The organism is Flavobacterium succinicans, assembly GCF_001662485.1.
In the GTDB taxonomy this organism is placed as follows: Bacteria; Bacteroidota; Bacteroidia; order Flavobacteriales; family Flavobacteriaceae; genus Flavobacterium; species Flavobacterium succinicans_A.
In genome coordinates, this window is record NZ_JMTM01000053.1 from 191107 (window position 1) to 203222 (window position 12116).

Sequence of the window (12116 nt, forward strand, 5' to 3'; positions counted from 1 at the left end):
TAATGCTAAAAATAAGCAAAATGATGATTCAAACTTGTTGATTTTTGTTTTTTTTAAATGCACTTTTTATATTTTTGCAACACTATGGCAAAACAAGAAGATTTATTTAAGAATGTAGTTTCGCATGCAAAAGAGTACGGATTTATTTTTCCGTCAAGCGAAATATACGATGGTTTAAGTGCAGTATATGATTATGCACAAAACGGAGTTGAATTAAAAAAGAACATACGCGAATATTGGTGGAAATCGATGGTGCAGATGAACGAGAACATTGTAGGTCTCGATGCTGCCATTTTGATGCATCCAACGACTTGGAAAGCTTCGGGTCACGTAGATGCATTCAACGATCCGTTGATTGACAACAAAGACTCTAAACGAAGATACCGCGCTGATGTTTTGATTGAAGATTATGCCGAAAAATTAAATATTAAGGCAAAGAAAGAAATCGAAAAAGCAAAAGTTCGTTTTGGAGACGCTTTCAATGAGCAAGAATTCATTACAACCAATCCAAGAGTAGTAGAATATCTAGCCAAAGAAAGAGAAATTCTAGAAAGAATGGGACGTTCTTTGGGCAATGGCGATTTAGAAGATGTAAAAGCCTTAATCGAAGAATTAGAAATTGCTTGTCCAGAATCAGGTTCACGTAATTGGACCGAAGTGCGTCAATTCAATTTGATGTTTGGTACCAAATTAGGGGCTTCTGCTGATACGGCAATGGATTTGTATTTGCGACCAGAAACGGCTCAAGGGATTTTTGTGAATTTCTTGAATGTTCAAAAATCAGGCAGAATGAAAGTTCCTTTTGGAATTGCTCAAACCGGAAAAGCTTTCAGAAACGAAATCGTAGCGAGACAATTCATCTTCCGTATGCGTGAATTTGAACAAATGGAAATGCAATTTTTTGTACGTCCAGGTGAAGAAATGCAATGGTACGAACATTGGAAAGCTACCCGTTTGAAATGGCATTTATCGCTTGGTTTAGGAGCAGAAAGATACCGTTTTCACGATCACGAAAAATTAGCGCATTACGCCAATGCCGCTGCAGATATCGAATTTGAGTTTCCTTTTGGGTTCAAAGAATTAGAAGGGATTCACTCCAGAACCGATTTCGATTTGAAAGCACACGAAGAATATTCAGGTAGAAAATTACAATATTTTGATGCCGAATTGAATCAAAATTATGTGCCTTACGTAGTTGAAACTTCAGTTGGTTTGGACAGAATGTTCTTGGCGGTTTTTGCAACTTCGTTAAAAGAAGAAACCTTAGAAGATGGTTCAACAAGAACGGTTTTGAAATTACCAGCGGTTTTAGCACCAACTAAAGCGGCTATTTTACCTTTAGTAAAAAAAGACGGTTTACCAGAAATTGCTAAGCAAATCATTGAAGATTTACGTTGGGATTTCAATGTGTCTTACGATGAGAAAGATGCAGTAGGAAGACGTTATAGAAGACAAGATGCCTTAGGAACACCTTTCTGTATCACAGTTGACCATCAAACAGCAGAAGACCAAACGGTAACCATTCGTCATAGAGATACGATGAAACAAGACCGTGTAGCTATTGCAGATTTAAAAGCCATTATCGAAAATGAAGTATCGATGAAAAACTGGTTGATGAAAATGTAATCACCTATCCATTTATAAAAAGAAAGGCTTCTCAAATCGAGAAGTCTTTTTTGTATTTAAGCTTTAGTTAAGCGAGTAAAAGAATTAATAACCATCATAAGAGTCATTCAAAAATGCAATTCATCGGATTTTTATGCATTTCATCTGTTTCTATCAACATTCTAAAGGTTTATTTTAACAAAATGAAGGAAAGAAAAAGGATTACATTAATTTTAAAAGTCTAAATTGTGTTTTTTGTTTAAAATGGTATTTTTGTGTACTATCAAATAATCCGCAAAAAAAGATTTAGAATTTAGACAACCGACTTCTAAACTGAATATAAGCGTTGTTGAATGACTGTTACCTATATTATTATTGACGATTCACAAGAAAGTGCTTTACAAACCAAGGCTACGGCTGATGGAATTTCAGGCTTAGAATTTCTAGGAATGGCTTTTTCACTTGAAGAAGGATTGAATTTAGTACTAGAAAAAAAGCCTCATCTTATTTTCTTAGAAATTGTCCCTTCAGACAAAAAAAGTAATCTATCCCTATCATTTATAAGTGAGTTACATCGTTTTTTATCTATTTTACCACAAGTCATTATAACTACTACCAAAAAAGATTGGGCTTTTGAAGCAATAGACTATGGTGTTTTTGATTATTATTTAAAACCCGTGCGGAGCATCCAAATAGTAAAATCGATTCATAAATTAAAAAAAAAGGCGTGTTCGGGAGTACCAATTCAAAACACTCATGCTGAACAGAAAAAAATTTCACCACCTGTTGCTAGCCTAACACTTAAACCATTAATCATTTGTATTAAATCCTACGGTGACTATCGCTATATCAATGCCGATACTATTTGCTATTTTCAGGCCGATAATAATTCTACGGATATTCATTTACAATCTGGCGAAATGATAACCGCCTTCAAAACATTAAAACATTTCGAATCAATTTTAACTTTTCCCTTCATTCGCATCCATAATAGTTACATCGTAAACCGGAAGTTTATTTCCCGTATTCAAATGGGTAACTCTCTGTGTTTCATTAAGAATAACACTACAAAGTTGCCGTTTTCGAAGTCCTATAAAACTAATATTGACCTAATTATTTCTGATTTTTCCAAAGAAAATTATGTAGAAATCTGATAATCAATACACTTACTCAATATTGAATAGTACTTACTAACAAATGACTGTATTCTACCAAAAAAGGTGTTTTTGTGTAGGAAAAAATCCGTGTGGCTACTTAGATTTACAAAACTATTCCGAACATTATCGGAAAGAAACGTAAAATAAAATTAAAAACATAAAGCCACAAATTATGAAAAAAACTATCTTAACTATCGGATTATTTACATTAGTAATGGGATTAACTTCATTTACAACACCAGAGCAAAAAACTACAATTGAAAAAGGGACAAATTTGTTAGATATAAACGGTTCGCAATCTACAGGAGGAAACAAAAAAGTAGACATAAATGGTTCACAATCTACAGGGGGAAATAAAAAGGTTGATATAAATGGTTCTCAATCTACAGGAGGAAATAAAAAAGTTGATTAAAACATAAAAATACTTTTAAAAAAGGCTAACAAAATTTGTTAGCCTTTTTTTATGTCAATTCTTTTTCTATTTTTGATAAAATTCGAAAAGCTTTGAAATTCAAAAACTTAATTATTATTGTTTATGTTTGTTTTTTTGTCAATTGTTCAAAAAGTAAAAAAATTGAACCTATTGATGATAATTTTAGCACAGATAGTCTCAAAGTATTTTTAGAGATTGCCAATCAAGACACAGTTTCCTTTGAAATTAAGCAAGACTATAATAGTAAGGCTTTTGATTTATTATCCAATTATTCAAATGATTCTTTAACTAGGGTCAATTTGTTTAAAGTTGCGAACAGATTCTATAATATGGATGATTCATTTAATTATGTAAAAACTGTAGAATTCATTTTAAATAAATGTATTGAAGCAAAAGACACATTGAGTTTAGCAAAGGCATATACATATAAAGGAGATTATTACAGTTCAAAATTAATGTCTGATAGTGCATTTTTAAACTATTATAAAGCTGAAAAATTTTATTTGTTAAAAAACGATGGATATAATGTCGCACGAACGAGATTAAATAAGGCTAATTTACAATACGCAGAAAGTGATTTATTAGGAAGTGAAAAATCTGTCTTTAATGCTTTAAGGGTCTTAAAGTATCATAAAGCGGATGATTTAACGTATGAATTATATAATTTATTAGGAATCTTATATAATGATTTAGAGGAATATGACAAGTCAATTGATTATCATAATAAAGCACTAGTAAATGCTACAGATTATAAAATCCCCTCTGTTTATCAATCCAAAGCAACCTCGTTAAATAACATTGGATATGTATACCAGAATCTAAAAAATTACCAAAAAGCTCAACAGTACTATCAAGAAGGATTAAGACAAAAAAATCTAAAATACGATAAGCCGTCCTTGTATGCTATGCTTTTGGACAATTTAGCTTATTCAAGATTCAAGCTTAAACAAGAGAAAGACCTTCCAGGATTATTTTTAAACTCTTTAAAATTAAGAGATAGTCTGAAACTAACCTCTGGCATTGTTGCCAATAAAATCCACCTTTCAGAATATTATAGCTACCATAATGATAGCCTACAAGCGGTTCGATATGCCAGAGAAGCACTTTCCTCTGCCCGTAAAGACAAAAATTTTAGAAACGTTTTGGTCGCTTTAAAACAAATGGGAGTTGTTGAACCGCAAAACGCATCGCTTTATTCCAAAGAATACATTCATATCAATGACAGTCTTCAAAAAGCAGAACGAAAAATGGGAGAAAAATTCTCTCGAATTGAGTATGAAACCGATGTAATTAAAAGCGAAAACACTGATTTGGTCGTACAAAACCGAAATTTATTTTATATTTTCAGTGTTTTGACTTTAATGAGTATTTTTACCTTTATTTTTGTCTCTCTACGCAACAAGCACCGACTATTGATGTTTAAAGAACAGCAACAAATAGCCAATGGTGAAATTTATAATTTGATGATTTCACAGCAAAAAACTATTGATGACAATCGAACTAAAGAGAAGAAAAGAGTCGCTAGAGAATTGCACGATGGCGTTTTGGGAAAAATGTTTGGGGTTAGAATGAATCTTGATACCATGAATAATGCTCAGGATGAACATGCTATAAAAACTAGATTGGAATATTTAGCTGAATTAAAACAAATCGAACAAGATATTCGAGAAATTTCACACGATTTAAATAGAGAAAACACAGAATTAATTAATAACTTCGTCGTGATTCTCACGAATCTTATCGAAAATCAAAGAAAAGCTTTTAAAACTAAAATAACTTTTTACTTAGATAAAAACATTCAGTGGGAAGGTATTTCTAATGAAATCAAAATTAACTTGTACCGAATCGTTCAAGAAGCCTTACAAAATTGCAATAAATATGCACAATCTAAGTTAATAACGGTTAGCTTTGTAATGGAGGGAGATCAGATGATTAAGCTTTCTATACAAGACAATGGCGTGGGATTTAATCTTAAAAAAATTAAAAAAGGTATTGGTTTACAAAATATAGAATACAGAACCAAAGAATGTAAAGGTAAATTAGAGATTAAAACAAAAGAAGGAGAAGGAACAGCTTTAACTATTGAAGTACCCATTGAACATAAAAAGCAAACGTAATAATGAATACAATACCCAACAACAACGACCTTTGCATCAAAAATATTTTTATTGCAGACGACCATCCGTTTATTATTCAAGGGTACAAAAATGCAATAACCCGTTACCGTCCTACCGAATATGAGTTTTTGATCACCCAAGCCAAAGATTGTCAGTCAGGTTATGAAGTAATAACAAATCCAGAAACAAAGCCCTTCGATATCGCATTTCTGGATATTAGCATGCCGATTTACGAAGAAAAAGGGATTTTTTCTGGGGAAGATTTGGCAAAACTACTAATAGAACACATGCCAGATTGCAAAATTATCTTGCTAACAATGTACACCGAAATTTTAAAAATAAAAACAATTATCAAAACCATTAATCCCATTGGATTGGTGATAAAAAATGATCTAACTTTTGATGAATTACTGTTTGCTATTGATAAAGTCATTAAAAACCAAAAATATTATAGCCAGTCTGTACTAGAAATGATTAGCAAATTAGAGCATGTAACCATCGAAATCGATCAGTTTGATAAAAATATTTTATTTCAATTATCAAAAGGAACTAAAATAGCCGATATCCCTCAATATGTCCCAATTCCCTCAAGTGCGATTCTACGAAGAATGGAAGATATGAAAGTACTGTTAAAGCTTAAAGATGCGACAGACGAAGAGCTTGTAAAAGAAGCTAAATCAAAAGGATTATTATTATAAAGTATATTGTTATGTATAAAAAAAGACACTTCGCAGTGTCTTTTTTTTATTCTATTCTTCTTTGTCGTTCATTTTTCGTTCTAATTCGGCTTGATATTCTTCCATAACCGGTTTCATGGTACTTTCTGGAATGTCTTCAATACGAATGTAAATCAACCCATCTATAGCGTTATTAAAAAGAGGATCAACGTTAAAAGCAACGAGTCTAGCGTTTTGCTTGATGTATTTCTTAATCAAAACAGGAAGACGCAATACACCTGGCTCCAATTCGTCAATAATTTTGTCAAATTTATTCAAATCAGCATCGGTTTCATTAAAGACAAAATCTTTGTCGGCATCCTTTAGTTTTACTTTGTATTCTTTTTTCGGATGAACATATTGTGCGATGTATGGATCGTAATAATGTGATTTCATAAACTCAATCATCAGCGATTTAGAAAAATCCGAAAATTGATTACTAATACTCACTCCACCAAGCAAATATTTATGCTCTGGATAATGCAAGGTCGTATGAATAATTCCGCGCCATAACAAAAACAAAGGCATAGGTTTTTGTTGGTATTCTTTAATGATAAAGGCACGCCCCATTTCGATGGACTTATGAAGCATTTCGTGTAATTCGGGCTCAAAGCGGAACAAACCATTCAAATAAAATCCATCCATGCCATATTTTGGATAAATCTCACAACCCAATCCCATTCGGTAGGCCCCTGCAATCTTATTAGTTTCATCGTCCCATAAAAAAAGATGACGATAATATTGGTCGTATTTGTCTAAATCGATAGACTCATTGGTTCCTTCTCCTACTTCTCGAAAAGTAATTTCTCTTAATCGACCAATTTCATGAAGAATATTTGGAATGTCTTTGGCTTTTGCAAAAAACACTTCGTAATTTTTACTTTGCAAGAGTCTACAATCTAATTTTCTAAGATTGTCTACCTCTCGAATCAATTTCTCACTATTGGCTGGAGTGACAATTTTCTTTGGACTTTTATTCCCTTTAAGTGGATTGGTATTCAAGAAATTATTGTCTTTTTCGAAAGGATTAGCCAACATATAGGTTTTCTTTCTCAAAAACTCTGAATATTCTTCAATAGATTCGTACTCATTTTGCTCTGCCACAGATATCGGTTTACCAATACGTACTTTGATGACTCTTTTCTTCTGAGTTAACAATTCCGAAGGTAATTTAGCGGTTCTTAGCGTATCGTTTATCTTCGATAAGAAGTAAAACAATTTACTGTTTTTGGCATGAAAATAAATAGGTACCACTGGCACTTGCGCTTTTCGAATCACTTTCAATGCACCTTCTTCCCATGGTTTGTCCACCATTAATTTTCCATCTTTGTAGGTAGAAACTTCTCCTGCAGGAAACATCCCCAGTGGCTTTCCGTCTTTCAAGTGACGCAACGTTTCTTTGATTCCTACTACGCTAGATTTGGCATCTTTGTGGTTTTCAAAAGGATTAACCGGCATGATGTAAGGCTTCATGGGGTCAATGCGGTGCAATAAAAAATTGGCAATAATTTTAAAATTAGGCTCTTTTTCGAGCATTAATTTCAGCAGCAATATTCCGTCAATTCCACCTAAAGGATGATTTGAAACCGTAATATAGGCACCATCCTTTGGTAATCGCTTAAAGTCTTCTTTTGGTATTTCAAACTTAATTTGAAACTCATCCAATATAGCATTTAAGAATTCAACATCACTCAAATGTTTATTCCTGTCGTAGATTTTGTTTAACGTAGAGATTTTCAAAACTTTCATCAGCAACCAACCCGAGAAAGTACCAAAAACACCGTACTTATCCGTATTTATTGCTTTTGCAACTTCTTTTGCGGTAACTAAACCCATTTCTTTATTGTTTTAAAGCAAGACGCAAAGATAGAAAAAAAGGCTAATTTATTCGGGTTTATTCAAACAATCTTCTACTTTTTTACTACTTTTGAAATCCGCAAAAATCTTACTTTTTTATTTTGAAATAAGATAAAATGTAAGCAAAAACCATCTTTTTGTTCATTTTTTTATAAAGAAATTTAATACATCTCGTATGAAAATCATCTCTTACAACGTCAACGGAATTCGCGCTGCCATCACCAAAGGGTTCTTAGAATGGTTACAACAAGCCAATCCAGATGTTATTTGCCTTCAAGAAATAAAAGCCAATGAAGATCAAATACCCGTAGCCGATATCGAAAAAGCAGGGTATCCATACCAATACTATTTCTCGGCTACCAAAAAAGGGTACTCTGGCGTAGCTATTTTGTCCAAAATCAAACCCAATGCAGTGACTTACGGAACCGGAATCGAGCATATGGACTTCGAAGGACGCAACCTTAGAGTTGATTTCGATGATTGCTCCGTAATGAGTTTGTACTTGCCTTCGGGAACGAATATTGAGCGACTAGACCACAAATTCAAGTACATGGATGATTTTCATCAATACATAGACGAATTAAAAAAAGAAATTCCCAACCTCATTATTTGCGGGGACTACAACATTTGCCATAAACCCATCGATATTCACGATCCCATTCGCAACAAAAACGTTTCAGGCTTCCTACCAGAAGAGCGCGCTTGGTTAGATAAATTCATCAACTCAGGTTTCATCGACAGTTTCCGTCATTTCAATCAAGAGCCACATCAGTATTCCTGGTGGAGCTACAGAGCCGGAGCTCGCGGCAATAACAAAGGCTGGCGTATCGATTACAACTTGGTGAGCGACTCCCTACAACATAAACTCAAAAGAGCCGTTATTCTACCAGACGCTATGCACTCCGATCATTGCCCTATTTTGGTCGAAATAGAATAATTTTTAGGAGCTAATCCTGCTGTCCACTATATCTTGCTGGGCGAACCCCGCCCAGCAAGGATGCCGTTCCCATCAGGGCTAGGGCATGGTGCCAAAAACAACAATTGTCACAAAAATAACAAAGCTCAAAATAAACAACATGATCAAAAAAACCATCCTGGGACTAACATTGCTACTTTTAACCAGTTCCTGCGTGTCCAAAAAAATCTACAACGAGCTAGAAAATAAATTAGCCAATCTTCAAAAAGAGCAAGCCGACTTAACCAATGAAAATGAAGAATTGCAAAAAGCAAAAACACAATTAGAATCCGAAAAAGAAAAGCTAACCACAGATTTAAACAAAACCAAATCCGATTTAGAAAAACTAAAGGCCGATTATACTGCTGCAATAAACAAATACAAAGTACTTCAAGATTCGTATGCAGCATTAGAAAAAAACAGTGGCGAAGCGTTGCAAACCAACTTGAAAAAAAATCACGAACTTCTAGCTGAACTCGATGCCAAAAGTAAAGCCTTAGCTATAGAAAAAGAACGTTTAAGCAAAAGTGCTCAACGTTTGCAAGAACTTGAAGATTTGATTGCAGCCAAAGAAGCAGCAATGAAAAAACTAAAAGATACACTCTCCAAAGCGTTGAATGGTTTTGAAGGAAAAGGATTGACCGTTGAGCAAAAAAACGGAAAAGTCTACGTTTCTATGGAGAACAAATTATTGTTCAATTCAGGGAGTTGGGCCGTAGGTTCCGAAGGAAAAAAAGCAGTGGTAGAAGTAGCCAAAGTATTGGGTGACAATCCAGATATTGCTGTTTTAATCGAAGGACATACAGACGATGACGGTTTCAAAGGTTCAGGACCCATCGAGGATAACTGGGATTTGTCTACCAAAAGAGCCACCGCTATAGTAGCTATTTTGAGCGAAAACAAAAAAGTAAACAAGCAAAACCTAACAGCAGCTGGTCGTAGCGAATATGCTCCCTTAATGAGTAACGCGACTGCCGAAGGTAAAGCCAAAAATCGCCGAATTGAAATCATTCTGACGCCACGTTTAGACGAAATCTCAAAAATGTTAAACGAGTTTTAGAAAAAAGCTAGTCTTTAGAAAAGGCACAAAAGGCTCTCCGTTTTATTGGTGAGCCTTTTGTGTTAAGCAGATATTTTATTTAAAAATCCTTTGATGTAATAACTTATAATACCAAGAACAGGGAAGAATATTATGATAAATAACCAAATAGGGAGTCCATATTTTTTCTCTTTTTTTACAATTTGTGATGCAGTAAATAACAAAAGCACACCATATACTAAAATGGCTATGACAATTTCAAATGAACTTATTTTTCCCATATGATTTCTTATCGCCATAAATTTAATGTTTTGTAGTAAATAGAACAATAAAAACTTTATTAAGGCTAAACCCTTTTGTGTTAAAATTAACGAATGTCGAATTTTTAAACGGCAGCTAATTTTTATCTTTGAATGCTTTAAATTTAATTATCAAATCAATGAAATATACCACACTCCCTAATACTGACATTCAAGTCAGTAAAATTTGTTTAGGCACCATGACTTTTGGTCAACAAAATACAGAAGCCGAAGGACACGCTCAAATGGACTATGCTTTAGAACAAGGCGTTACCTTTTTTGATACTGCCGAGATGTACTCCGTACCAGCGCGTCAAGAAACCTATGGTAGCACCGAACGTATTTTAGGAACTTGGTTTCAAAAAACAGGCAATAGAGACAAGGTAGTTTTGGCTTCAAAAATTGCTGGGCCAAATCCGAACTTTACCTACATGCGCGAAAAAAATGATTTTTCTCCAGCGAGTATTCAATATGCTTTAGACCAAAGTTTGCTTCGTCTACAAACGGATTATATCGATTTGTACCAGTTGCATTGGCCAGAACGTAAAACCAATTTTTTTGGACAACGCGGTTTTAAAGCACAGGACGATGCTTGGGAAGACAACATTCACGCAGTTTTAGAAACATTGAACGGATTTATCCAACAAGGAAAAATAAAACATATCGGATTGTCGAATGAAACGCCGTGGGGAATCATGCGCTTTTTGGAAGAAAGTAAATACCATAATTTGCCAAGAATCAAAACGGTTCAAAATCCTTATTCGTTGTTGAATCGTTTGTACGAAAATGGCTCCGCAGAGATTGGAATCAGAGAAAACGTGGGGCTTTTGGCTTATTCGCCAATGGCGTTTGGGGTGTTATCGGGTAAATTTTTAACGGGCGAAGCACATCCTAACGCAAGAATCAATTTGTTTCCTCAATTTTCAAGATACAATAGCGAACAATCCGCTGCCGCTACGCGTTTGTACCACGAAATTGCGCAGCAAAACGGATTGACCCTAACGCAATTGGCTTTGGCTTTTATTGAGCAACAACCTTTTGTAACTAGTACGATTATTGGTGCCACAACAATGGAACAACTGAAAGAAAATATCGATACGATTAACGTGACTTTAAGCGAAGAAATATTGCAAGCGATTGATGGTGTTCAAGCAAAAATTCCAGATCCAGCGCCTTAAAAAAAGAAGATAAGCTGTTCCCAAAAGTAATTTTGGAGAAAACTTTAGAAATATCAATACAATACTTTTTGGAACTTCATCAAAGAAAACAGGGCATGAAGAATCAAAAATATTTGTTCAAAAAAGAGATAAAGCTGTTCGAAATGGACAGCTTTATTTATAAGGATTGTTCAAAAGCTATAAAATGAGTATGCACTCCTTTTTTATTGAAAACAGGATAACTTCTAATTAAACAATCGTAGGTTTTTCCATTCTTTTTGTAATTAATAACTTTGGATTCAAAAGGCAATTTTTGATCAATTTTTTCACGAATCTGCCTTGAAATCAATTGGTTTGTTTTCGCGCCATGAAACATTTTGGGGCTATTTCCTAAAACTTCTTTTTCTGTATAGCCATTCATTTTTGTTAAATTATTAGACGCAAAAACAATTTTTAAATTAACATCAGTTACTACAACTACTTCGTCTAAAAGGGAATTCCTTAAATTTTCGTTGTTTAATTCAGAAGTATTTTGAGGCAAAATAGTATGTAATCGATTAAAATCACTAAAAGATTTTTTAACATTTCCCAAAAATTCTTCATGAAAACTCATTGATAAAATCGTAGTTGTTTTCAAAGCTAAAGTATTAAAATACTTGGCTTTAGCATTTTCATAATCACTGATATTCACCATTTTCAAGTAATTTAATTTGTCAAATGTAACTGATTTAAAAAACCTACCGATACAATTTTTATCATTTAACTGTTGTTGAACGTCATC

Annotated in this window: 11 protein-coding genes; 8 read left to right on the top strand and 3 right to left on the bottom strand. The window is 33.8% G+C overall.

Going from position 1 to position 12116, the window contains the following annotated elements; genetic code table 11:
* The first annotated feature begins 84 nt into the window (after nucleotides 1–84).
* The 5 genes from FLB_RS09790 to FLB_RS09810 all read left to right on the top strand — a co-directional run bounded on the left by FLB_RS09790 (nucleotide 85) and on the right by FLB_RS09810 (nucleotide 6010).
* On the top strand, nucleotides 85–1626 hold the full coding sequence (locus FLB_RS09790) for a glycine--tRNA ligase (protein ID WP_064715771.1): 1542 nt from the start codon (nucleotides 85–87) through the stop codon (nucleotides 1624–1626).
* A 332-nt stretch (nucleotides 1627–1958) separates the two neighbouring features.
* Nucleotides 1959–2759 (top strand): LytR/AlgR family response regulator transcription factor, encoded by an 801-nt coding sequence (locus tag FLB_RS09795; RefSeq protein ID WP_064715772.1) that lies wholly within the window; start codon nucleotides 1959–1961, stop codon nucleotides 2757–2759.
* Between the two features lie 175 nt (nucleotides 2760–2934).
* Nucleotides 2935–3174, top strand: a complete 240-nt coding sequence (locus tag FLB_RS09800; protein WP_064715773.1) for a hypothetical protein — start codon at nucleotides 2935–2937, stop codon at nucleotides 3172–3174.
* Between the two features lie 92 nt (nucleotides 3175–3266).
* Nucleotides 3267–5312, top strand: a complete 2046-nt coding sequence (locus tag FLB_RS09805; protein ID WP_064715871.1) for an ATP-binding protein — start codon at nucleotides 3267–3269, stop codon at nucleotides 5310–5312.
* Nucleotides 5313–5314: 2 nt separating this feature from the next.
* On the top strand, nucleotides 5315–6010 hold the full coding sequence (locus FLB_RS09810) for a response regulator (protein WP_064715774.1): 696 nt from the start codon (nucleotides 5315–5317) through the stop codon (nucleotides 6008–6010).
* Between the two features lie 51 nt (nucleotides 6011–6061).
* Here FLB_RS09810 and FLB_RS09815 read toward each other — a convergent pair whose 3' ends face one another.
* Nucleotides 6062–7864 carry a GNAT family N-acyltransferase gene (locus tag FLB_RS09815; protein WP_064715775.1) on the bottom strand — a complete coding sequence of 601 codons (1803 nt, stop codon included), beginning with the start codon at nucleotides 7862–7864 and terminating at the stop codon, nucleotides 6062–6064.
* 196 nt (nucleotides 7865–8060) lie between these two features.
* On the opposite strand from FLB_RS09815, the gene FLB_RS09820 reads away from it, so the two are divergent.
* On the top strand, nucleotides 8061–8822 hold the full coding sequence (locus tag FLB_RS09820; RefSeq protein WP_064715776.1) for an exodeoxyribonuclease III: 762 nt from the start codon (nucleotides 8061–8063) through the stop codon (nucleotides 8820–8822).
* 139 nt (nucleotides 8823–8961) lie between these two features.
* Nucleotides 8962–9900, top strand: a complete 939-nt coding sequence (locus tag FLB_RS09825; RefSeq protein ID WP_064715777.1) for a flagellar motor protein MotB — start codon at nucleotides 8962–8964, stop codon at nucleotides 9898–9900.
* A 62-nt stretch (nucleotides 9901–9962) separates the two neighbouring features.
* Here FLB_RS09825 and FLB_RS09830 read toward each other — a convergent pair whose 3' ends face one another.
* Nucleotides 9963–10178: a PLDc N-terminal domain-containing protein gene (locus FLB_RS09830; RefSeq protein WP_064715778.1), complete on the bottom strand. Its 216-nt coding sequence runs from the start codon at nucleotides 10176–10178 to the stop codon at nucleotides 9963–9965.
* A 140-nt stretch (nucleotides 10179–10318) separates the two neighbouring features.
* Here FLB_RS09830 and FLB_RS09835 point away from each other — a divergent pair, with 140 nt between their 5' ends.
* Nucleotides 10319–11356 carry an aldo/keto reductase gene (locus FLB_RS09835; protein WP_064715779.1) on the top strand — a complete coding sequence of 346 codons (1038 nt, stop codon included), beginning with the start codon at nucleotides 10319–10321 and terminating at the stop codon, nucleotides 11354–11356.
* Between the two features lie 157 nt (nucleotides 11357–11513).
* Here the strand turns inward: FLB_RS09835 and FLB_RS09840 are convergent, their stop codons facing one another.
* Complete coding sequence (locus FLB_RS09840) at nucleotides 11514–12029, bottom strand: PAS domain-containing protein (protein ID WP_064715780.1); 516 nt, start codon at nucleotides 12027–12029, stop codon at nucleotides 11514–11516.
* Between the last annotated feature and the right edge of the window lie 87 nt (nucleotides 12030–12116).